The following is a 21,926-nucleotide window of genomic DNA, read 5'->3' on the forward strand; positions in this document are numbered from 1 at the left end:
GGCTCAGCGACAGCGGTCAGGCCCAGGCCTGACCCGGCGAGCGCGCGGCGCGTGAGGCGACAACCGAGCAAGATCCTAAAAGCCGAAAATGATCTATCCGAGTCTCAACGGTTCGAGGGGATTGTCATGAGGCGCTGAGAGTCGATCTCAGCGCCTCACCTGTCTCACGACAAGATCACGAAATTTTGGTGATCACGTGTCGCACTCCGCGCTCGTCTCCGGAAGACACAGGTATGGACCTGCGAACCGGAGACGAACTCCCCATGATCCCTCACACCTGCACCTGCGGCCGGGCGTTCTGGCCACAGCCCGGTGACAGCGGCTACTGCGGCATCTGCGAGCTACCCGACATCGGCGGGACCGACGTGAACGACGAGCCCGACGCCTGACCGGGTCACTGTGAGGGGCTCCTTCTTGTACCGGCCGCGCAGGGCTTCGGCTCCGGGGTGATGGTGTACGCGGGGAAGCGGTCGGCGAGCAGCATGGCGGCACCTGCGCACCGCCACGCGCGGTCTGGCCCTAGTGCTGGATGAGCTGAGCGGTCTCGTTACGCTGGGTCTTGTGCCAGGTGAACTTGACCTTGCCTATGCGCTTGCGCTGCTCTTTGCTATACGCATGGATACTAAAGCCGGCCTGATTGCTGCCGCTGCGGTGTATCCAGCCGCTCTTCCAGCCGGTGGTAGTTTGCACATAAAGCCATGAATGGCCTGTGCACGACCCCTGGACCTTTTTGGTAAAGGCGCCGGTATGGCTGCTTTCAAACAGCCAAGTGCAGCCGCTGCGGCGCTTCCAAACGACTTTTCTGTGGGCGGCCTTCGCCGTGTCGTTGCCCACACGTGCGTCCGCTGCTTGGGCAGCGGGGGCGAGCGCTGTTGCCGTGGAGGATGCCGTGTGCGCCGGTGAACTGGGTGCGATGATCAGCATAGATGCGGCACCGGCGATGCCGATGGAGGTGATGATCCGCTTGGTGACTGAAGCCATGGGATGGTCCCTTCCGCCGTCGATTGCCTTGCGAGCAGAAAGGTAAGCCGGGGCATGTTGAGGATCTGTCAAGCGAGCTACGAAATCCTGCGGGGCGAAGAGATCCCGCCGCCCCAGGGGCCGAGTACTCGCTCAACTCGGCGGCCAGCGGCCAGCGCGATCGCGTCGATCCGAGCGGTGTCGGGGATGTTGTCAGGAACGCCGCAGCAGCCGCGGCTCAGTACATCGAACGAGCGGTTGAATCGCGCTACTGCGATTGGCTAGTAACTCCACTGGGTTGAGGGCCGAGCGACCACCAGGCCCTCCCACTCCTTCAGGCCGATCCGCCGCCACGCCAGCAGGAGCACCGCCCGGTCGTGAAACTCGTCCGGCGGCGTGTACGTCACCAACGGCGGCACCGGCACCGGGAACGCGCCCTCGTCGTACGGGGTTCGGCTGCCTGGTGTCCACGATCCGTCACGAGAGCGAGGACCCGTATGCGCCGTATCGAACACATGCCTCTCCCTGAGATCGCCCGCGCGGTCCGGAACCCCAAGGAGCACGACCTTCCAGCCATCCGCAGGTCGATCGAGGCGTTCGGCTGCACCCTCGCCGGGGAACTCGACGAGCGCACCGGCCGCCTCGTCGCCGGACACGGGCGCCTGCACGTGCTGGAGGAGATGGCCGGCGACGGCAAGTCCCCGCCTGAAGGCGTTCACGTCGGCGACGACGGAACGTGGCTGGTGCCCATCCTGCGCGGCTGGACCTCCCGCTCCGACGCGGACGCGGAGGCGTACCTGGTGGCGGCGAACCGGCTGACCGAGCGGGGCGGCTGGGATCACGGCATGCTCGCCGACATGCTCACGGACATCGGGAACGCCGACGAGGCGCTGCTGGCCGCGGCCGGGTACACCGGCGACGAGCTGGCCGACCTGGACGAGCTGGTGCCCCGCGACCCCGAGCAAGCCCCGCCGAACCCCGTCACGGGTGCGGGGCCGGCCGAGCGGGTGGAGCCGCCGACTGTGTGGGGCGTCGTCGTCACCTGCGCGTCGGAGGCCGAGCAGGTCGAACTCCTGGAGCGGCTGACCGAGGAAGGCCACTCCGTCCGAGCCCTCATGTAGATGAGGGCCTCAGCCCAGGCGCCCCGGCTCCGCCGTTGCTGGTTCCTGCCGCGTGGCTCTCGCCGTCCGCAGGCATAGCCATCCGCCTTCGCCTTCACTGCCCGGCACCTCTACCCAAGCTTTCGGCCACGTTCGGCTAGTCGCTAGGCCCCTGGGTAGTACTCGCGCGCGGTCCAGATGCGCGTTCGCGAGGCCGGTCGCCCCGGTAAACCAAGCGTCGCTAGTGAAAGTCGCTCCGTAGAAGGAGACGGCGTGGTCGGTGAAGGCCGCCCTGGTGAACTGGGCCTCACGAGTGAAGGTCACATCGTCGAATACGGCCTCGCTGGCGAAGGCCGCTTCGATGAATTCGGCGTGCTTGGTGAAGGCCACCCCGTGGAAGGTGGCACGGTCGGCGAAAGCCGCCTCAGAGTAGACGGCGGTGTCGTTGAAGGCTGCCCTGGCGAACACGGCCTCGCTCCTGAAGGTCGCCTTGGCGAATAGGGCAACCCCAGTGAAAGTCGCCCGCTCGAAATCTGCGCGGCTTGTGAAGGCCGCCTCGACGAATCCGGCCTCGCCAGCGAAGGCCACTCCACCGAACTCTGCCCGGTCGTTGAAGGCCACTCCGTCGAAGACGACCCAGGCGAAACCTGCCCTATGGAAGGCGGCGCGGTCGGTGAAGGTCGCCTTGGCGAACGTGGCGTAGCGGGAGAAGGTCGTCCGCTCGAAGTCGGTGCAGCCGGTGAAGGTCGTTCCGGTGAAGTTGGCACTAGTGACTTGACATTTGCTCATCTCGAAATCGACGAGCATGGCACCCGTGAGATCCAGGTTGATATCGGGCCAGTGCCGCAGGTCGGCGTCGGCTTCGCGGGACTGCCACCAGCGGTTAGACGGCGGAGGCTGGTAGCGCAAGTGAGCGGTCAGGATGCGCTGGGCAGTGACGCGGACCTGCAGTTCCTCGTGCGGATCGTGTCTACCGGGTGTGGAGCCGCCATCATCACGGGCGTCCGGTCCGGCGGCTTTGTCGGGAGTCGTTCGGTCCGTGGGCATGGCGAACGGCATCCTCAGGTACGCGCAGATGACGGCCACGATCGTCTGCCGGAGTTCGGGGGTCGCCTGGGCCAGATCTTCCAGTGCGTAAAGGCCGCCGAGTCGGACCGGGGCCTGGTCGCTGCCGAGCTGCTCGACCGCCCTGCCGTAGCGGTCGGTCACATGACCACGCTCACCGAGCTGGAAAGTACGTCGGGCGGTGTCGGCGTTGCGCGCCGCGTAGATCACCGCGACCAGCGCAGCCAGGCCGGTAGCGATGGCCAGCACCCGGCCGCGCACCGCGTCCACGGCCGCCGCCAAGTCCTTACCGGCCAACCCCATCGGTCCGCTGATCATCACCCCGTCCACGTGCTCCAGCACCCAGCGTGCGCCCGGCCCCAGCACCCAGACGACCAATGCCACCAGCGCTGCACCGACCCCGGCGATCACGATCGAAACGGGCCTTTTCGCCATGGGTCCGATGATGCTGCAGAAAGCTCAACGGGCGGCTGTCGAGTGACGTGATCGTGACTTCGAATGTAGGAGGCACTCGTGCGCGCGGACATCACGCTCGCTACCCCCGTGCGACGTACCGCCAGGGTGTTGCAGCTTCAGGGCATGTTCGATGTGCCGCTGGAGGAGAAGCTGACCACCTCCTGGCAGGCCGTGCTCCCGGTGGAGGAACGCGCCTGGCATGTGGGTCTGCTCGTCGGCCCGTCCGGTGCCGGGAAGACCACGATCGCCCGCGCGCTGTGGCCGGGCCGGCTCGTCGAGGCGCACACCTGGGGCGACCGCGCGCTCGTGGACGACTTCCCCAAGGGGATGGGCATCAAAGACATCGTCGGCCTGCTGACCGCCGTGGGACTCTCGAGCCCGCCCGCGTGGCTGAGACCGTACCGGACGCTGTCGAACGGGGAGGCGTTCCGCGCGAGCATGGCCCGCGCGCTGGCCGAGCAGTCGGGCCTGGTGGTCGTGGACGAGTTCACCAGCGTGGTGGACCGCCAGGTCGCCAAGGTCGCGAGCCACGCCGTGGCGAAAGCGGTCCGGCGGGGCGGCCGCCAGCTCGTCGCCGTCACCTGCCACTACGACGTGCTCGACTGGCTCCAGCCGGACTGGGTGTACGACGTGGCCACCGCCTCGTTTGCGTGGAGGACGGTTCAACCCCGGCCCACGCTCCAACTCGACATCCGGGCTGCTGACCGCTCCCTCTGGCAGGTATTTCGCCACCATCACTATCTGAGCGCCGAGATCAGCAACACGGCGCATTGCGTCGCCGGGTACGTGGACGGCCAGCCAGTCGCGTTCCTCGCGTACCGGCACTTCCAGCACCCGCGCGTGCGGAACATGAAGATGGAGCACCGGCTCGTCGTGCTGCCTGACTTTCAGGGGCTGTCGATCGGCGCTCGCATGTCGGAGTGGGTCGCGCAGCACCTCGCCGACCAGGGCTACCGGTACCGGTCCGTGTCGTCCCACCCGGCTCTCATCTCCTACCGCGACCGCAGCCCGCGGTGGCAGCGGCAGGCCCGCGCCACCAAGCTGCACACCAGCTCCACGCGGCGGAACCAGCACAAGGACACGCTCGACCCGCGCCGGCTCGGGCTCATCAGCTTCGAGTACATCCCACCGGTCGCGCCGTCGCGGCGGGTCAGGTGAGCTTGCCGCGCAGGCTGGCCAGCGCCTCGTCCGGGGTGTCGCCGACGCCGACCATGCCGCCGTGCTCCGAGGAGGAGGTCGATCTCGCATGAGACCTTGGCTTATCCCCACAGCTGCCGCATCATCATCCAGTGGAGATCGCCCGGATAGTGTTGGAGTACCTCAAAGAGCTGGCCTGGCCCCTGATCGTAGCTGTGGCCCTCTTGCGCTTCGCGCCTGCGATTCGGAACCTGCTGGGGCGACTTAGCGAGATCACCTCCCCAGAGGGATACACGGCGCGATTTGATCGTGAAACCGAACAAGCCGCTGTCTTGGCTGTGGAGGCGGACCGGACCGCTGCCGCAGACCGCGACGGAGGAGAAGACAACACGATCGACGGGGATGCGGGCACCGAGCAGATCTCGGACCGGCTTGGATTGAATCAGGAAGATGTGACCGGATGGGCCCGAGTGGCTACGAGGATGGCCAGAGTGCGCCCTGTCGCCATGATGCTAGAGGCATGGAGCAAACTAGAAGACCTCTTTCAGCGCAGCGCGGGAGCGTTTGGGCTTGAACATCCCCCAGGGCCGTTTAGCGTCGGTGACGTAGCCATGGTCCTTGCTCAGCTTCAGTCAAGAGGGCTTTCGGCTGACTTCTTTCGCGTCGGGGTGGAGTTGGCGGCACTCCGGCAAGACCTCGATAAGCTCATGGAAGCAGGGAAGACACCTAGCGCAACGTCTGCGCAAGACTTCGTGGTTGCCTGTGAGCAGCTCATGAAAGCGTTACTTGGGCTGCCCTCCCAGAGTGCGTGATTGGTCAGCAACTTTCACACAGTTCAGGGAGCGCATTTCATCCTGATGATGGCCAGGGCTGACCGATCCGTGAGGAACACGGCCCACGCGCCGCCTTCGTAGCCGCCGCCGTAGTGGTGGCGACGATCATCACCGGGTACAGCGGGTCCATCCCTTCCGGGGTGATGCCGGTGAGAGGGCGTAGCGGGTCAGTCACGCACTCATTCTGTCAGTGCCTCCGGGCAGCAGCGGGAACGGAGAAATGATCATGGCTGTGGACATCCGGCAGTACGAGCCCACCGACACCATCGTCGAGGCGGTCGAGGTGAACGGGCTCGACCTCGAAGACATCGTCGCCTGGATCAACCGGGAGTCGAAACTGGGCGGCATCGTCGGACGGCCCGCGCTGCGCGGCCGGTCGGCCGAGTACATCGACCTCCAGACGCCGGAGGGGATGGTGCGCGCCGGCCTGGGCGACTTCATCGTGCACGACGGCGCGGGCTCATTCTGGAAGCTGGCCCGCTCAGTGTTCCAGCGCAGCTTCACGCCCGTCGCCGGCGGCGAGGGTGAGGGGGAGTAGTGCGGCCTGCCGGGGAGGCTTCAAACCGCCACAGGCTGCGGGGGTGACGCGACTCTACGACGAGCCGAAGTGGTAGACCCTCCCTGGACCCCACGGCCAGGACTTCCGTGCCGGACGCGCCGAGCAGGCCGCCGTCGCATCTTCGCGCAGTAGGTCCTCCCCCACGATGACGGTCACCGTCGGGCGCGGTGACGGCTTGCGCCATAGCGGCTTACGGTTTGTGTCGCTTCCGATGAAGATCGCCAGCCGTTGGATCGCGTAGTGCCTGGTTTGCCGGTGGGGTGCCGTCTTTGGGCCGGAGCGGAGGCCGCCAAGGCAGGCGCACTGCTGCTCAGGCCAGGTCTCGGCTAGGACCGTATCTTCGCGGCACCCCAAGGTGATGACATGCCCCCTTGATCAGCAGCTCTTGACACCGTCGAAACGCTGATGGCTGAAGCGAGCCCACTTCCAGTGGACCGTTTGGTAGCTGCGAAGTCTGACGCAGGGGCTGTCCGGCCCCCAGGCGATCACGACCTTGAGTCGTACTGGGTACTTGCATCTGTTCCAAACGTTCACGTGGGCGCCCGTACCGGAATTCCACCGGTTCCACTGGACGCACGAGGGAACTGACATGGACGCTGCAGCCGTGGTGGTGGCCGCAGCCGCGTAGCCCGGTCCGCTCAGGAGAGAAACGGCCGCCATCGCCGTGACCAGTCCCGAGGCCAACCCAAGAGACTTGATCCCTTGTCGCATGTGTTGCTCCTTTCGGAGATCGATGGATGTCTGCACTATCGCCCGTGGCATGTGGAGATTCTGTTGAGGATGCGTTGAGTCCAGGCAGGCGTACGCCCGGCTCTCAGCGGTTCCCCGGCAGAAAGCGGTCCCCGGATCGCTCCTCACCGGCGGCCTGTGCAACCAGGGTCCTGGCGGCCAGATTGTTTGGCAGCCCTCTTTGGGCAGGCAAACAATGCGTTTCTTGTCGGAGCCGCGGTGTTGCGGCTGCCGTTGATGGGACTCGGCAGGGTCAGCGAGGAGCCGTTCGCGCTCATCGTGGACCAGGCCCCGCCGGAGGGGGACGGCAGGTCGATGCCCTCGTTGGCGGTGTGGGCCGAGCAGATCGGAGCCCGCGGCGTGTGGGTCACTCCGGAGACGGTGGAGATCGTCGAGCCGGACCTGCCCGAGATCGTGGATCATGTGCCGTTCGACACTCCGGCCGAGCCGGTGAACGGCGGTATGTAGTTCGTTGGCGGAACCGACAACAGAACAGCGGGGGTGAGTCCGGGGCGATGGCCGACGACAGGCGCAAGCTGGAGATCGCCCAGCGGCGTAACCAGGCGCTTCAGATGCGGATCGCCGGAGTGTCCCCGACCCTGATCGCGGAGCGGCTGGACTACAACAGCCCGCAGGCGGTCAACGCCGACATCACCGCCGCACTCAAGCGGGCAGCCAAAGCGGAGAGCATGGCGGCCGAGCATCTCCTCCATCTGGAGATCGGCCGCCTGGACCGGATGATGGCCGCGCTGTGGCCGCGCGTGCTCAAGGGTGAGGTGCAGGCGGCCGAAGCCTGCTTGAAGATCGTCAATAAGCGGGCGTCGCTGCTGGGCCTGGATCAGATCAACCGCAACGGCCATCCGGACAACGACATGGCGTCCGTGCTCGGCACCATGCTGGCCCAGCTTCAGCAGCGCTACCAGGTGGCGGACCCGGACATGGACGCCATCACGGCGGCCGAGGTCGTCACGGGCGAGGTGTTGTACGACGACGCCGGCGGGGAAGCATGAGCGGCGGCGCCCTGGGCCTGGCGGTCCGGCTGTCGCCCAAGCAGGAACGCAGCATCGCCGAATCGAACGCGCGGCTGAACATCTGGCAGGGGGCGATCAGATCGGGGAAGACCATCGCCTCGCTGATCAGGTGGCTGGCGTTCGTGGCGAACGCGCCCCGCGGGGGCGTGCTCATCGTCGTCGGTAAGACGGCCGACACGATCAGCCGGAACATCTTTGATCCGCTCATGGACCCTGCCATCACGGGCCCGCTCGCGGCAAGGATCTCGTACACGCGCGGCGCCCCTACCGCCGTGATCCTCGGGCGGAAGGTCGAGATCATCTCGTGCGCGGACGCCCGCGCCGAAACCCGGCTGCGCGGCATGACGGCGGTCGGCGCGTACGTGGACGAAATCACGCTGCTCGAACGCCCCTTCTGGGACATGCTCCTGTCCCGCCTCAGCGTGCCGGGGGCGAAGCTGTTCGGCTCCACCAACCCCGACAGCCCCAGCCACTGGCTGAAGCGCGACTTCCTCGACCGGGCCGGCGAACTCGACCTCCGGAGCTGGCACTTCCGCCTCGATGACAATCACGCGCTGGACCCGGCGTACGTCAAGGCGTTGAAGAAGGAGTACACCGGGCTCTGGTACAAGCGGTTCGTGCTGGGCGCCTGGGTGATGGCCGAGGGCGCCATCTTCGACATGTTCGATGAGGACCGGCACGTCGTCACCACCCTGCCGTTGATGGAGAAGTGGCTCGCGCTCGGCATTGACTACGGGACCGCGAACCCGTTCGACGCCGTCCTCATCGGCGTGTCCGTCCCCGACACCGAGGGGCAGCGCCGCATCTACGTCGCCGCCGAATGGCGGTGGGACTCCCGGGTGCAGCGCAGGCAGCTAACCGACGCCGAGTACTCGATGCGGCTGGGGGAGTGGCTGGACGGCATCCCGGACACCTACGGGCCGGGCACGCGCGGGGTCCGGCCAGCGTGGATGATCGTGGACCCGTCCGCTGCCTCGTTTGTGACGCAGCTGCACCATGACGGGTTCCGGCCCCAGCAAGGCGACAACAGTGTGCTCGACGGCATCCGCACCGTGTCCAATCTCATGGCCGCCGACCATCTGCGGGTCCACGCGTCCTGCCGCGACCTCCTCGATGAGATCGTCGGCTACGCCTGGGACGACCGCAAGGCCGAACGCGGCGAGGACGCGCCCGTCAAGGAACACGACCACAGCGTCGATGCCCTCCGGTACGGACTTCACACCACTCAGGCGGCGTGGATGAGGCTCCTCGAACCCGTCCCTTCCTACTAGTAGACGCGCGCCCCCACGCGGGCCAGTTGTGGCGGCCGGCCCGCCGGGGGCGCGTCTGCTCCGCGCGGCTTCCCCGTACGCGCGTCGAGCGCCCGACGCGGGCCGCGCCCTTCGGCTGTTGAGGGGCAGCACGAAGGCCGGCCCGCGCCGCTGGACCCCACCCCTGACCTTTGAGGGAGAACGATCGTGGCCGACTTCACGTTCAACATCGCGCTCGGCAGGAGCGTCGAGCTGCTCCACCGCGTCAAGACCGGCGACCCGGCCGGGTCCACGCTGGTCATCGCCGCGCTCGCGACCGCGGGCCTGGAGAGCGACGCAGTGCTGCGCGACAAGGACACCCTGGCCGACCTGGTGTCGGGCTCCACCAACGAGGTGCCGGTCGGCAACGGCTACGCCCGCAAGACGCTGGTGGCCGCCGACCTCAACCCGATCGCCCCGGACGACGCCAACGACCGGACCGACCTCGACATCCCCGACCAGACCTGGACGAGCGTGCTCGCCGCCTCGGGCGGCTGGTCCAAGCTCGTCGTCTGCTACAAGCCCGCCGCGGGCTCCACGGACGCGCAGATCATGCCGCTCACCTGCCACGACTTCGCGATCACACCGGACGGGACCGACATCGTCGCGCAGATCGCCGTCGCGGGCTTCTTCCGCGCCACCCCCGTCTAACCAGGCCCAGGGGGCGGCATGCTGCGGAGGAACTCCTTCAACGGGGGCACAGCCGGAACGTCGGTCACCACAGCGAACTCGGGGGGAAGCTCCGGAGACGCGTTCCAATCGGTCAACGGATCCCCCACCTACGTCGCCGCCACGGGAACCCGGGCACCGCTTGCCGCTCTACTCAACGACCCCGACACGGTGACGTGGCAGAACATCGTCACGGCCGGGCGCGAGATGTGGGTACGCGGCTACGTCCAGCTCGCGTCACTCCCGGCAAGCGAGGACTGGTTCCTTGAGCTGAACTTCCAGCCGACCAGCGGCTCACCCACCGCCGTGGGGCGGCTGACAGTCAGCCCGAGCGGGACGATCGCCTACCGCGTGGACATCAGCGACCCCATTCTGTGCTCCGTCCCGGCATCGGTTACGGCGGGCCAGTGGGTGCGGCTCGAACTGCGGGTGCTGGTCGGCACCACCTCGTCGAACGGTGCCGTCAATCTGTGGGTGTACCAGTCGGTCGAGGCTGCGGCCACAACCCTGCAAGCGAGCGCCACAGGTGTCAACACCGGTACCGCGCTCATCAACGAGGCCGCGTTCGTCTACATGCCCGGAGTCACGCTGACGTGCGACGACTTCGCGGTCACCGATCAGGGAAAACTCGGCCCGGCGTACCCGGCCAACCCGACCATGGTTGTGCAACCCGCTGGTACTGCTGAGCAGGCGCTCCCCGTGGCCAGGAGAAAGCGGCGTACGACCGGGCAGCCCGCGTCCCTGGAGACGGCGGCGGCGATCCGGCCGGTCAAACGGCGCACACTCGGCCAGGTGGTCGAATCCGCGACAGCGGTGCCGGTCGTGGCGCGGAAGGTCCGCACCTTCGGGGCCGCGCACGAGTCCGACACAGCGGTCACGGTCACACCCGCGCACCGCCTCCTTGTCGGGCAGGCCGCCGAGACTAACCAGGCGCACCCGGTGTCCAACGGGACGTTCATCGGCACGACCGGGGAGGCCGACCAGGCGCTGCCGATCACACCGCGCAAGGTGCGGCTCCTTGGGCAGGTCCTCGACACGAGCATGGCCCTCGCGGTCCGGCCGGCCCGTTCCTGGACGATCGGCCCGGCCACCGAAGGCGACCTGACGGTGGCCGTCGGCCGCCGCAAGATCCGCAAAGTCGGCCCCGTCACCGAAGGTGACCAGGCCCGGCCGCTCAGGCTGCTCGGCCACGACGTCACGGGCGTGGACGGGCCGCACCGGACGTGGAGCGCCACCCAGACGCGGCGCCAGTGGAGCGCTGACCCGCCCCGCCGTACCTGGTCCGCATCGCGCACGTAAGGAGCCGTGATGGCAGAAACGATCTCGTCGCTGTCGCTGGAGTGGCTCCCGTTCTGGGTGCGCGGCGCGTCCGGCACCGAAACCGTCGAGGCCGCGTTCACCGAGCCCGGTGTCGAACCGGCCGCCGCCGACTGGAAGCCGGCCGAGTGGGCGCCGGGTTCGGCCAGCGCGCGGGGCGCGACCGCGCGCATCCTGTTCGGCCCTGGCGGGACGGTCGTGCTGCCGGACGGCACCTACCAGGCGTGGGTGCGCGTGACCGCACCGCCTCAACTGCCGGTGCTTCCGGCCGGGCTGATCGACGTCATCTAACCCCGCGCGCCGCCGACACCATCTTGCGTCCCTTCGAGAACAGAGTGAGGCGAGACCATGCCGCTGCCTGACCACGACCAGGAGTGGCCGCCGCCGCACATCCGGCGCGAGATGCGGCTGTATGACGAGTGGGGAGCCTGGTACGCGGGCGACCCGGAGCGGCTGGCCGACGTGTACGGCGCGACCGGGATGATGCACGGCATCGGCCTGGACCCCAAGGGGTGGGACCGGCCGAGCAAGGGCTTCACGGGCTGGATTCAGCGTGCGGCGCGGTGGTTCTGGGGGACGCCGGTGCCGCTCGGTCAGGTCCGATCGACGAAGCTGCACGTGCCGATCGCCGGGGACATCTCCGCGACGTCCGCTGACCTGCTGTTCTCGGAGCCGCCCACGCTGAGGATCGCGGGCAAGAAATCGCAGCAGCGCCTCGACAAGATCATGCACGAGGCCGGGATCTACGGCGCGCTGCTGGAGTCCGCCGAGATCGGATCCGCGTACGGCGGCAGCTACCTGCGCGCGGGGTGGGACACGGAGATGTACGACCACCCGGTCATGAGCGTGCTGCCGCCTGACGCCGCGGTGCCCGAGTTCCGGTACGGCAAGCTCTCGGCGGTGACGTTCTGGCGGGTGCTGCACGAGGACAGCGACCGGCAGGTGTGGCGCCACCTGGAACGGCACGAGCGCGGCCGGGTGCTGCACGGCTTGTACCTGGGGACACCGGACCGGCTCGGCAAGCAGGTGCCGCTGGAGGACCACCCGGAGACCGCCATCTACGCCGACCAGGTGGACGAGCACGGCGGGTTCGATTCGCGGTACCCGCGCGGCCTGCTCGTCAGCTACATCCCGAATATGAGGCCCCATCGGTTGATCAGGGGCACCAGCCTGGGACGCTCCGACTACCAGGGTGTCGAGCACCTGATGGACGCACTCGACGAGGTGTGGACGTCGTTGCTGCGGGACATCCGGCTTGGCAAGGGAAGAGTGATCGTTCCCGATATCTTCCTCGACTCCCTCGGGCGAGGGAACGGCAGCTCGTGGGATCCGGACCGGGAGATCTACTCGGGGCTCGGCATGCTGCCGCCGCCCGGCGCCCAAGCCAACAGCATGTTGACGATCACGCAGTTCGCCATCCGGGTCAAGGAGCACGTGGACGCAGGGAAGGCACTCGCCGCCCAGATCTTCCGGGGCGCAGGTTACAGCGCGCAGAGCTTCGGGGAGTCGGACGGATCAGGGCAGCAGATCACCGCGACCGAGGTTCACGCCCGCGAACGCAAGTCGTTCTCGACGCGCGGCCGGAAGACCGGCTACTGGAACCCCACCCTCCAGTGGGGGCCGGACGTGCTGCTGTCCATCGACCGCGAGGTGTTCGGCCGCAAGGTCGCGGTGGACAAGGTCGAGGTGCACTGGCCTGACGGCGTCCAGCCGGACCCCGAAGCACTCGGCCGGACCGTGGAGCTGTTCAACCGGGCGCAGGCCATGTCGCTGGAGACGAAGATCCGCACGGTGCACCCGGAGTGGGACGACGACCAGGTGCGCGAGGAGAAGAATCGCATGCGCGACGAACTCGGGTTGAACGTGCCCGACCCCGACACGCTCGGCGACGTGCTCGTGCCCGGCACCGGCGACGACGAGTAGCAGCCGGTGAGTGTGCCGACGCTGGCGCTCCCGGCCGCGCCGCAGGAAGCCGCCCAGATCGAGGCGGCGCTCGAGCACGCGCGGGCCGTGGCCGCGATCTACTGGGACGCCGAACGCGAACTCCTCAAGGTCGTGTCGGAGGCTCTGGCGAAGCGTGAGGGTGAGCCGGAGTACGCGGGGCCGCGCTTCGCCGAACTGCGCGACCTCCGCCGGGAGGCCGACAGGGTGGTGCGCCGTCTGGAACGCCTGTCTGAGCGGCTGGTCACGAACGGCGTCAACAGCGCGTGGCGGCGCGGAGCCGCCCGCGCCGTCGCCGGCTTGGAACACCTCGGCTCCCGTCGCGGCATCCCGCAGGGGCAGGGCGTCATCGAGATCGCCCGTCGTGCCGTGCGCCTGGTCGCCTCCACCACGCCGGGCATGCGGTCTGCGCCTGAGTTCATGTTCCAACAGATCGTCAACCAGATGGCCGCGCAGGCGCTCACCGGCGCGATCTCCCGCCGCCAGGCCCAGGCCCGGCTCCTGGACCAGGTCGCCCGCCGAGGCATCACCGGGTTCACCGACACCGCGGGCCGCGTCTGGTCGGTGACCGCGTACGCTGAGATGGCGACGCGCACGGCGATGGCGCAAGCTGCGACGGACGGCCACCTGGCCACCCTCGCCGAGAACGGGATCGACCTTGTCATCGTGAGCCGTCTGCCGTACACCTGCTCGCGGTGCGCCCGCTGGGAAGGCAAGATCCTGTCGCAGGAGGGGCCGATCGGGTGGCGGCAAGCCGAGTCCGCCGTCTCCGACGACATGGTGGACGTGCTCGTGGAGGGCACCGTCGCGCAGGCCCGCGCCGCCGGCCTCCTGCATCCGGGGTGCGGTCACACGCTCGGCGCCTACCGGCCGGGCGCGACCCGACCCCCGAGGCCGGCCCCGCATCGCGGCACCTATCCGGCGGCGCAGAAGATGCGCCGACTCGAATCCGACCTCCGCTCGGCGAAGCGGCAGGCGGCGGTCGCGCTGGAGCCAGAGCAGCGCCGAGCGGCGGCCGCCCGCGCCGACCGGCTCACCAAGCAGATCCGCGAGCACGCCAAGCAGTCGGGCATCCCCGCCCGCACCGACCGGCAACGCCAGGACACCATCCCCCGCGAACTGGACAAGCTGCCGGACGAGGACCTCGCCGCGCTGCTCGGCCGGTGGGCCAACGACGAGTCCGCCGTCAAGCGCATCACGAGCGAGTTGGAGCGGCGCGACAACGACCGCGAACGCGACCGCGAGACGAGGGTGCGGGAGGCGGTCGCCGAACTGCCCGCCGAGTTCGCCAACGCCTCCGACGACCAGGTCATGGACCTGGTGCGGCGCTTCTCCGAAGCCGGAGACAACGTCGCCCTCGAACGGCTGCTCGCCGAGCTCGACAGCCGCGAGCAGAACCCGACGTGGTCGTGGCAGGCAGACGACACCGCCGAGGACCGCGGCAATCTCGGGGCTGATTCCACCGCGCTGCTCGACAGCAGGACGTTCCTCCGCAAGATCCGCGACTTGGACCCCGACGCCGACGACTTCTCGACGAAGCTCGGCGATCTCATCCAGCTCGCAATCGATGAAAACCCCAAGTACAAGGCTGCCGCCCTGACGGCGACGCCCACGCGGAGCGGAGGGGAGTTCGCCGGCGGGCCTGGCGCGCGTCCCACGGGCTCCGAGCCGACCATCGACGACTTTCGTAAGAGCCGCGCGGCGGCGAAGGAGAAGTCGTCCTAGCGGCTGTTGGCGGTTCCGCCAACGGCTCATCCACGCAGGGAGTAAGGCCCGATGCCGAACACTTTTCTGACCCCGTCGATCATCGCCCGTCAGGCGTTGGCGAACCTCTACGAAACCACGGTCATGAGCCAACTCGTGCACCGCGACTCTATGAGGAAGAGTTCGTCAACAGGATTGGCGACACGATCACGATCAGGAAGCCCGCGAAGTTCGACGCCCTCCCGTTCAACCGGACGACGGGCATCGTGATCCAGAACGCGACCGAGGGCAGCATCCCGATCACGCTCGACAAGTTCGTGGACGTGTCCTTCGCCGTGACGTCGGAGGAGCTCACGCTGGACATCATCGACTTCAACGCCCAACTCCTGGCACCCGCGGTCGAGGCCATCTCGCAGAAGATCGACCGCGACATCCTGACCCTGCGCAGCGACATCGTGCAGCGTACGGGCAAGGCCGGGACGACGGTGACCGGCGTGACCGGCACCAACGAATGGAACTGGGACAACCCGCGCGTGGTGATCGACGCGCGCAGGGTGCTCAACCAGCGGAACGTGCCGCCCACGGACCGGAATGTCGTGGTCGGGCCGGAGATCGAGGCGCAGTGGCTCGGCGACCCGCTTTTTCATCAGGCGGACACGAGAGGTGACACGGAAGGCTTGAGGGAAGCGAACCTGGGCCGCCGGATCTTTGGTCACGACGGTTACCAGACGCAGAACATCACCGGCCCGGCGACCACACCCACGACCGGCCAGCCGAACACAGAGATCGGCGTCGCGTTCCACCGGACCGCGTTCGCCCTGGTGACGAGGCCGCTGGTGCTGCCGCAAGGCGCGGCCAACGCTCACGTGGAGAGCTACAAGGGGTTCGCGTTGAGGGTGGTCATGGGCTATGACCAGGCCAAAAAGCAGGATGTGGTCAGCATCGACACCTTGTACGGGGTCAAGACGCTCGACCCGAACAGGGCGGTCCTGATCCACGGGGTCGTATGTAGGCACAGTCAACTATTCGCTTGGATGCAGCGGCGTTCTAAACCTGACCGACGCGGGAGAATCCCAGATCACAGTCAGGGAGTCTTTGAGATCCGGCTTGGATAAATGCATCGACAACACCACTCTCACGCTCACACGCGCGAACGGCGGCCTCGGTTATCGATTCGACGCGGAGGGTGCCTCCGGCACCGGGTATCTGGCGCACTCGTGACAGTACCCTCTGGGACGTAGTGCATGCCGACCTCAATTGAGGTCGGCGTTCTACAGCGCGAGTTCCTGTTCGACGAACCGGACGCGGTTGGGGTTGGCGACGATGCGCAGCAGCTCGACCGCCCGGCCGCGCTCGTCCGCGATGACCTGGTCTGCGGTCAGCACGTACGCCCCGGCCGCGAGCTTGAGCCGCTTCGCCTCGTCATCGGTCGAGAGCCGCGCCCCGACCGTCCGGCGGGCGACCGCCGCGGGGGCGTGGCCGGCCTGGGCCAGTGTGGCGTAGATGCCGCCCGGCACCTTGTGGTCGGTCGCGATCGGGGTGCCCTCGACCAGGTCGCGCGGATAGATCGCCTCATCCAGCCGGACGGGAGTGTCGCCGATGGTGGCGGTCCGGCCCCGGACCACGACCGCGGTGTGAGCGTCGATGCCGAGCAGCGCGGCCACCTCCTCGTCCGCGCCCTTGGACGTGATGCCGTTGGTGACCATGCGGCCCTCGACCCCGGCGATCTTGCAGCACTCGGACCAGGGGAGCGGGCCGTGCCCGTGCGGGTTGTACAGGATCAGGTCCACGACCGGCGGGGTTGGGTCCAGGACGAGCATGCCGTAGCGGGGGACGCGGCGGATCAGTCCCTCGGCGGTGAGGGTCTTGTAGACGTTGTCTAGGGTGGTCCGCGATCCGATGACGTATCGGACCATCAGCTCCTTGGCACTGGGCAGGTAGGTGCCGGGCGGGTAGGTCCCGTCGAGGATCTTGACGCGTAGGTCGTCGGCGATCTCGGGGTAGCGGACAGTTCGGGCAGGCATGCCTTTATGATACGTATCAAAAGCGGGTTGTCTACTGGGTTCCGCAACTTCACGCGGCTGGCGACTGCTCACACATCGGACACGCCGACGTCACCAACATGCCCCGCTCCCTGGTTCAAATCTCGGTGGCAGAGGTTTTACACCAGATGGTAGCGAACCTCTCCTGGTAACCGATCGCGTTCAGCAGGTGGCAGGGTGATGCCCTACTGTCACCCTCGGACAGGACAGCACCTTTCATTCCTGGCCGCCGTGTGCGGACGTCCGGGCGGTACCGGCGGACGGCCTCGGCACCGGGGCCGGCGACCGGGGAGAGGAGGTGCGCTCCCGTGACGGAGCCCTGTCCGTACGATCGGCATCGACGCAGCCGATGGATTCGTAACGGCCTCGCGGCCGTACGGTTCATCGGCTGGCTGGCCTGGCTGGTCTGGTCGGTGATCGATCGATCCGCCCACTAGGGCGGAGCGGGCCTCCTACCCGGTACGGGCGGTTATTCCTGCCGGTAGGAGGCCCGCAAGGGTTCAGATTATGACGCCGCAGGCCAAGCCCCCCAATGGGGTCCACTGCGAGCTTGCAATACATCCCCGCCGCCGGGTGCCCCTTTGTGACACCCGGTAGAACCCCTTCCCCCTCTGGGGTGGAAATGCCCACCGCTGAAGCCACGGATCCGCGCCTAGATCTCTGATCGCGTCAGCGTGCTCTGCGGTGAGTTGACCGCCACCACACTGCCGACATCGGGTTCCTCGATCTCCGTCATGATCACACCAGTTGCCCGGTCGTGTGACTGGAGGTGAGGTCGCGCAGCTCGTCGAGGTAGGCGCGCACCTCCGGCTGGTCGGCGTGCTGGCCTCCCACTGCCCGGACCAGTTCCCGCGACGACATGATCAGGTGCGGGACAGATCTGCGCTGGGCCTGGAGCGACCGGCGGCCGTAGCCCACTGCCTGCTCGACGTCGCCGCGCCGGGCAGCGATCACGCCGAGCGTCAGCCGCGCCTCCGAGATCCGCATCGGCGCCAGCTCCTCGCCGTCCGCGCTCGTGTGCGCCCGGATCACCTCGCCCGCGTACAGCTCGGCGCGCTCGTTCTCACCGAGGATGCGGTAGGCGTCCATGCTGTAGAAGTCGTACTTCAACGGGTCGATGTTGAAGTGGTTGTCCAGGTTGTCCGGCACCGGCAGACTTTCCAGGACCTTTCGGCCCTGATCGAGCGCAACCTCAACCTGCCGCCGATCGCCGACCCGCGCCCACGCCTTCGCCTTCTGCGCATACAGCTGCACCGCCACCCCGAGCCCGCCGGCGACGGCCAGGCCCCGGTCGGAAGCGGCGATCACGCTGCGGTAGTCGCCGCGGGTCAGCGCGAACCACGCGGCCATCTCGTGCGCCCACGCCTGGATACCGCCGTTGTCGGCCTCGAGACCCATCGACAGCGCGGCCTGCCGGGTCGCTTCGGCGGCCCGCTCGTCACCAGCGTCGGCTTCGACGCAGCCGACCAGGAGCGCGAGCCACCCGGCGAGGCTGAGCACGTCGCGGTGCTGCTTGAGGGTGAGCCGGTGGTCGAGCACAGTCGTCAGGCGGGCGAGCCACTGGCGGCCCTCGACGAGGAGCTGCCCGGCGGGCAGGTGCGGGTAGTCGGAGCAGAGCTGGTCCACGGTGATGTGGAGGCCGTCGATCGTGGCGTCATCGATGGTGGACGCACGCAACCGGGTGATGATCTCCAGCGTGTCCAGCTCGGCCGCGGCCTTGTCCCGCCCGTGGCCCCGTGGCGCGAGGGGGAACATGGCGGCTGTGACGTTGCCGAACGTCTGGGCGATCAGGGGCGCGTAGAAGTGATCGGGATGGGTCTCGCCGGACTCCCACCGCTGCCACGACCTCTTCAGCGACGTGAAGTCAGGCAGCGGCTCGGTCGTGTGGGCGGCCAGAGCGTGGACGGCATCGTCCTGGGTCCATCCTCGCGCGAGGCGTTCAGCGCGGATGCGCCGTGCCCATGCGGGGCGGTCGTCCATGTGGTGCCTCCTGTGGCGGGGAGTCCAGACGGTGTTGTACCCCAATGTGCTACATCCGTCGAGATCATGGAGGACGACAACTAGACGACATCGTGGTTGTCGTCTAGGCAGCGGGTCGTGTGCGGGTGGAATGTCATGGCATGGACCGCGCTCGTTCCCCCCAAGCGTTAGTCCTCCGGCGGCATTTAGCTGCCGGAGCGGTTGAGCGGCAGCCCGTCGTACTCCACCACCACGCGGGTCGGGTCGATCACCATGCGCAGCCACTCCACCCGGCGGCCTTCCTGGTCGCGGGTGAGCCGGTCCAGCGTCAGCACCGGGGCGCCGGGGGTCAGTGTCAGCTCGGCCGACTCCTCGGCGGTGGCCGGCCGCGCGGACAGCGACTCGTCCGCCGTCGTTGGGATGATCCCGGCCGCGCGCATCGCTCCGTACACGCCGCCGACGACCTTCTCCTCCCCGGCCAGCGGGGTGCCGTCCACGAGCTGGGCGGGGTAGTGGGCGGTGTGGATTTGGCAGGTGTTGTCGTTCAGGGTGGCGTGCCGGGATCGGCGGACCACGGTGTCGATGCCCTCGGCCAGGCCGAGCGCTTCGGCCACGTCGGCGTCCGCTGGCTCTCGGGCAACCTCGATGGTCACCATGGAACCGGTCACTCCGGCCTGCTGGCAGGCGGTCTCCCATGGCCCGAGCTGGCCGCCGGGTTCGAGGACGGCGTTGTAGCGGGACAGGGGCACTCGGACGGGTTTCCAGTTGAGGACAAAGACGCCTTGGCCGCGTACTCCGGTGACGAGGCGTTCCCCTCGGAGCTGTTTAAGGGCGGCGCTCATGGTGGCGCGGGCCACGTCGTACTCGGCGCACAGTTCGGTTTGGGTGGGCAGTGGCGTGCCCGGCGCCCATTCGCCGTTCTTGATGCGCCGACGCAGGTCGGCGGCGATCTTCCCGTATTGGGTGGTGGCCATGGTGGTGGTCTCCGGCTCATTCGGGCAATGCGTAGATCCACAAGTCTAGTCTTGCGATTCACTATTGACAGTAGGTGGGGTAGGGCTCATTCTGAAAATGTGGATCGCATGTCTAGATCACTTTCGGATGTGGCGTGCTCCAACATCACGATCAACGCCACCACCGGGCTACCGCTGGGCCACCTCGGCTGTCCCCACTGCCAGGTGACTTGGAAAGCGTTCGACTCGCCAGCGTGCTGGATGTGCGGACGCGACGGGCGATCCGCGAACAACCCCTAGCGAGACGGGGGCTCCCGGTGTCGTAACCACCAGGCCCAGCCTCCGCAGCATCACCGCACCAAATGCAAGACGGCCTCCGGTGTCGTAACCACCAGAGGCCGCCGTATCAGGCTCTCCTCGCGAAAGGTAACCGCCTGATGTCGTCCATCATTGCATCACGCCCTCATGGCGTGAACCACCAGGCCGTCCCTCGGTTGCGTCTGCCGCTGGACATGCGGCTCCGCTACGAGCGACACATCCGCCTCTCCCACCTCACCAACCCCGAGCGGCCTTGCGCTCCTGACCCCTCCCTCTGGGACGAGAGCGTCACTCAGGAGGACGCTCGCGCTCTCTGCCGAGGTTGCCCGATCCAGACGGACTGCGGGACCGTCGCCATCATCGACGAGGCGATCGTCCTGGCCGACAAGGGTGGCACCGACACCCGTATCCGCAACTCGGTGGTCAGCGGCACCCGCGGTGGCATGTCGGACCGTGCGCGCCGCCCGATCGTCGCCAAGCTGGCCGACCGGATCATCACCGGCCGCATGGAACGAGCCGAGCAGGCCCGCGCCGAAGCCGACCGCAAGCGCGCCACGGCCGAGGCGGCGAAAGCGGGGGCGGCGGCATGATCATGACCGCGCACCATGCCCTCTACGTCGCTCAGGACCACCACGACGCCCCGGACGGCGGGGCCTGCTACCTGATGGCATACCACGCGGATGCCACCCGCACGCATCACGAGCGGATGGTCACCATCGGCACCGACCCGGTCGTCACCTGGTCGGCCATCGCCGCCGACTCCTGCCCCAGCCTCGACGGCCCGGGGGTGTTCGACTGCCTCGGCTGCCACACCCACCGCCGTCCCGGCTTGCTGGCCGACGCGCACGCGCACGCCGAGTCACACACGGGGGGTGCGTGATGAACCTGCTCGACGTGATCCTTTCCGCGCTTGGCCTGCCCGTCACCCTGGCCATCCCGTTCATTGCGATCGCCGCGTCGTACCGGCGCGCGAGACCGTACAGGATCGTTGGCCACCACCTCGGGACTGGCATGATCGCCGTCCGGTTCCGTGACGAGCGCCACCGCACTCACCTGTGCAGGCCCGACCACCTCCCCGTCCTGATAGCTGACCACCTGGCTTCCCTGGAAGAGGGGAGGGCCGCTCGATGATCGCGAAAATCACCCTCGCCACCGTGGTCATCGCGGCCCTCCCCATGGCCGCCGCATCCCGCTGCGAACCCGGCTCCCAGGCGAGCGCCGGCGCGGCCGGGCCGGTCTGCGAGATCAGCAAGAAGGCCCGCCGCGACCTCGGCCTCACCGTCGAGCAGGCGGCCAACGCCGCCGCAGTGATCCGGGTTGCCGCCGACATGGGGCTGCCGGAGCGCGCGGCCGTGATCGGGATCGCCACCACGCTCCAGGAATCCGGCCTGGACCAGGACGCCGTAGGTGACGGCGGTCTGGCGGTCGGCGTCTTTCAGCAGCACCCGCACTGGGGCCGTAACCGCACCGACCCGCCGCCTCCGCGAAGCGGTTCTTCACGCGGCTGGTGAAGGTCAAGCGCTGGGACACTCGGCCGCTCACCGAGGCGGCTCAGGAAGTTCTACGTCAAGGGCTCGCTCGCGGACCAGTCCACGGCGTTCGGTGCGTGTTCGCGGTTTCGCCAACGAGCGGGTGCTGTTCTCCTCGGGGGGTTGGAAGGTGACCTGGCGTGGGTCGGCGGATTTGCGGCGGGCCACGTGGCGCTCCCGAGTGCTGTGTAGCGGTGGGCGGCTGTGTGTGATCTCTACCGTAGTCCTGCGTGTGTCTCGCGACAAAGCCGTGTCCGGTTATGTCCGATTCTGCGAGGCGCTGAGAGCGCAGCCGATCGGTCCGGTCCAGAGCGCGCCTTTCCCTGGGAGGGTTC

24 protein-coding genes are annotated in these 21,926 nt (G+C 68.0%); 18 read left to right on the forward strand and 6 right to left on the reverse strand.

Features of this window, described 5'->3' with window-relative positions:
* Positions 1-233 precede the first annotated feature (233 nt).
* Entirely contained in the window at positions 234-389 is a 156-nt protein-coding gene (locus tag EJK15_RS71720; RefSeq protein ID WP_171075082.1) for a hypothetical protein, read from the forward strand.
* A 130-nt stretch (positions 390-519) separates the two neighbouring features.
* Here EJK15_RS71720 and EJK15_RS54390 read toward each other — a convergent pair whose 3' ends face one another.
* Positions 520-981, reverse strand: coding sequence for a hypothetical protein (locus EJK15_RS54390; protein ID WP_138718318.1), 462 nt, complete (start codon positions 979-981; stop codon positions 520-522).
* A gap of 260 nt (positions 982-1,241) precedes the next feature.
* On the reverse strand, positions 1,242-1,475 hold the full coding sequence (locus EJK15_RS54395; RefSeq protein WP_138718319.1) for a hypothetical protein: 234 nt from the start codon (positions 1,473-1,475) through the stop codon (positions 1,242-1,244).
* Between EJK15_RS54395 and EJK15_RS54400 the strand changes: the two genes are divergently transcribed.
* Positions 1,476-2,081, forward strand: coding sequence for a ParB N-terminal domain-containing protein (locus tag EJK15_RS54400; RefSeq protein ID WP_138718320.1), 606 nt, complete (start codon positions 1,476-1,478; stop codon positions 2,079-2,081). It abuts the gene before it with no gap.
* Positions 2,082-2,090: 9 nt separating this feature from the next.
* On the opposite strand, the gene EJK15_RS54405 is transcribed toward EJK15_RS54400, so the two are convergent.
* Positions 2,091-3,560: a pentapeptide repeat-containing protein gene (locus tag EJK15_RS54405; protein ID WP_138718321.1), complete on the reverse strand. Its 1,470-nt coding sequence runs from the start codon at positions 3,558-3,560 to the stop codon at positions 2,091-2,093.
* Positions 3,561-3,638: 78 nt separating this feature from the next.
* Here EJK15_RS54405 and EJK15_RS54410 point away from each other — a divergent pair, with 78 nt between their 5' ends.
* The 12 genes from EJK15_RS54410 to EJK15_RS78505 all read left to right on the forward strand — a co-directional run bounded on the left by EJK15_RS54410 (position 3,639) and on the right by EJK15_RS78505 (position 15,905).
* Positions 3,639-4,739 carry a GNAT family N-acetyltransferase gene (locus EJK15_RS54410; RefSeq protein WP_138718322.1) on the forward strand — a complete coding sequence of 367 codons (1,101 nt, stop codon included), beginning with the start codon at positions 3,639-3,641 and terminating at the stop codon, positions 4,737-4,739.
* A gap of 131 nt (positions 4,740-4,870) precedes the next feature.
* On the forward strand, positions 4,871-5,530 hold the full coding sequence (locus tag EJK15_RS54415; RefSeq protein WP_138718323.1) for a hypothetical protein: 660 nt from the start codon (positions 4,871-4,873) through the stop codon (positions 5,528-5,530).
* Positions 5,531-5,777: 247 nt separating this feature from the next.
* Positions 5,778-6,089, forward strand: a complete 312-nt coding sequence (locus EJK15_RS54420; protein WP_138718324.1) for a hypothetical protein — start codon at positions 5,778-5,780, stop codon at positions 6,087-6,089.
* Positions 6,090-7,058: 969 nt separating this feature from the next.
* Positions 7,059-7,307: a hypothetical protein gene (locus EJK15_RS54425; RefSeq protein ID WP_138718325.1), complete on the forward strand. Its 249-nt coding sequence runs from the start codon at positions 7,059-7,061 to the stop codon at positions 7,305-7,307.
* 47 nt (positions 7,308-7,354) lie between these two features.
* Positions 7,355-7,849 carry a hypothetical protein gene (locus EJK15_RS54430; RefSeq protein ID WP_138718326.1) on the forward strand — a complete coding sequence of 165 codons (495 nt, stop codon included), beginning with the start codon at positions 7,355-7,357 and terminating at the stop codon, positions 7,847-7,849.
* Positions 7,846-9,141, forward strand: coding sequence for a PBSX family phage terminase large subunit (locus EJK15_RS54435; RefSeq protein WP_171075083.1), 1,296 nt, complete (start codon positions 7,846-7,848; stop codon positions 9,139-9,141). The genes EJK15_RS54430 and EJK15_RS54435 overlap by 4 nt, the downstream gene beginning before the upstream one ends.
* Before the next feature lie 186 nt (positions 9,142-9,327).
* Positions 9,328-9,810 carry a hypothetical protein gene (locus tag EJK15_RS54440; RefSeq protein WP_138718327.1) on the forward strand — a complete coding sequence of 161 codons (483 nt, stop codon included), beginning with the start codon at positions 9,328-9,330 and terminating at the stop codon, positions 9,808-9,810.
* A gap of 18 nt (positions 9,811-9,828) precedes the next feature.
* Positions 9,829-11,127: a hypothetical protein gene (locus EJK15_RS71725; protein WP_171075084.1), complete on the forward strand. Its 1,299-nt coding sequence runs from the start codon at positions 9,829-9,831 to the stop codon at positions 11,125-11,127.
* Between the two features lie 9 nt (positions 11,128-11,136).
* The gene (locus EJK15_RS54450) at positions 11,137-11,436 is read left to right on the forward strand and encodes a hypothetical protein (protein ID WP_138718328.1); all 300 of its coding nucleotides are present in this window, start codon (positions 11,137-11,139) and stop codon (positions 11,434-11,436) included.
* Between the two features lie 57 nt (positions 11,437-11,493).
* A complete protein-coding gene (locus EJK15_RS54455) occupies positions 11,494-13,068 on the forward strand; it encodes a phage portal protein (protein WP_138718329.1) in 1,575 nt (524 codons plus the stop codon).
* A 6-nt stretch (positions 13,069-13,074) separates the two neighbouring features.
* Positions 13,075-14,811 carry a phage minor capsid protein gene (locus EJK15_RS54460; RefSeq protein WP_138718330.1) on the forward strand — a complete coding sequence of 579 codons (1,737 nt, stop codon included), beginning with the start codon at positions 13,075-13,077 and terminating at the stop codon, positions 14,809-14,811.
* A gap of 302 nt (positions 14,812-15,113) precedes the next feature.
* Positions 15,114-15,905: a major capsid protein gene (locus EJK15_RS78505; protein ID WP_476739207.1), complete on the forward strand. Its 792-nt coding sequence runs from the start codon at positions 15,114-15,116 to the stop codon at positions 15,903-15,905.
* A gap of 156 nt (positions 15,906-16,061) precedes the next feature.
* On the opposite strand, the gene EJK15_RS54470 is transcribed toward EJK15_RS78505, so the two are convergent.
* The 3 genes from EJK15_RS54470 to EJK15_RS54480 all read right to left on the reverse strand — a co-directional run bounded on the left by EJK15_RS54470 (position 16,062) and on the right by EJK15_RS54480 (position 19,765).
* Positions 16,062-16,814, reverse strand: a complete 753-nt coding sequence (locus tag EJK15_RS54470; protein ID WP_138718331.1) for a GntR family transcriptional regulator — start codon at positions 16,812-16,814, stop codon at positions 16,062-16,064.
* 756 nt (positions 16,815-17,570) lie between these two features.
* Positions 17,571-18,812: a helix-turn-helix domain-containing protein gene (locus tag EJK15_RS54475; RefSeq protein WP_206061709.1), complete on the reverse strand. Its 1,242-nt coding sequence runs from the start codon at positions 18,810-18,812 to the stop codon at positions 17,571-17,573.
* A 185-nt stretch (positions 18,813-18,997) separates the two neighbouring features.
* Positions 18,998-19,765 (reverse strand): GntR family transcriptional regulator, encoded by a 768-nt coding sequence (locus tag EJK15_RS54480; RefSeq protein WP_138718332.1) that lies wholly within the window; start codon positions 19,763-19,765, stop codon positions 18,998-19,000.
* A gap of 449 nt (positions 19,766-20,214) precedes the next feature.
* On the opposite strand from EJK15_RS54480, the gene EJK15_RS54485 reads away from it, so the two are divergent.
* The 4 genes from EJK15_RS54485 to EJK15_RS54500 are packed head-to-tail and all read left to right on the forward strand — an operon-like array spanning position 20,215 to position 21,573.
* The gene (locus tag EJK15_RS54485) at positions 20,215-20,652 is read left to right on the forward strand and encodes a WhiB family transcriptional regulator (RefSeq protein WP_171075085.1); all 438 of its coding nucleotides are present in this window, start codon (positions 20,215-20,217) and stop codon (positions 20,650-20,652) included.
* Positions 20,649-20,942 (forward strand): hypothetical protein, encoded by a 294-nt coding sequence (locus EJK15_RS54490; RefSeq protein WP_138718334.1) that lies wholly within the window; start codon positions 20,649-20,651, stop codon positions 20,940-20,942. Before EJK15_RS54485 ends, EJK15_RS54490 begins: the two co-directional genes overlap by 4 nt.
* Positions 20,942-21,193, forward strand: coding sequence for a hypothetical protein (locus EJK15_RS54495; protein WP_138718335.1), 252 nt, complete (start codon positions 20,942-20,944; stop codon positions 21,191-21,193). Before EJK15_RS54490 ends, EJK15_RS54495 begins: the two co-directional genes overlap by 1 nt.
* Entirely contained in the window at positions 21,190-21,573 is a 384-nt protein-coding gene (locus EJK15_RS54500) for a hypothetical protein (RefSeq protein ID WP_138718336.1), read from the forward strand. Before EJK15_RS54495 ends, EJK15_RS54500 begins: the two co-directional genes overlap by 4 nt.
* Positions 21,574-21,926 lie beyond the last annotated feature (353 nt).

The sequence above is a fragment of the Nonomuraea basaltis genome (genome assembly GCF_005893125.1).
Taxonomy (GTDB): domain Bacteria; phylum Actinomycetota; class Actinomycetes; order Streptosporangiales; family Streptosporangiaceae; genus Nonomuraea; species Nonomuraea basaltis.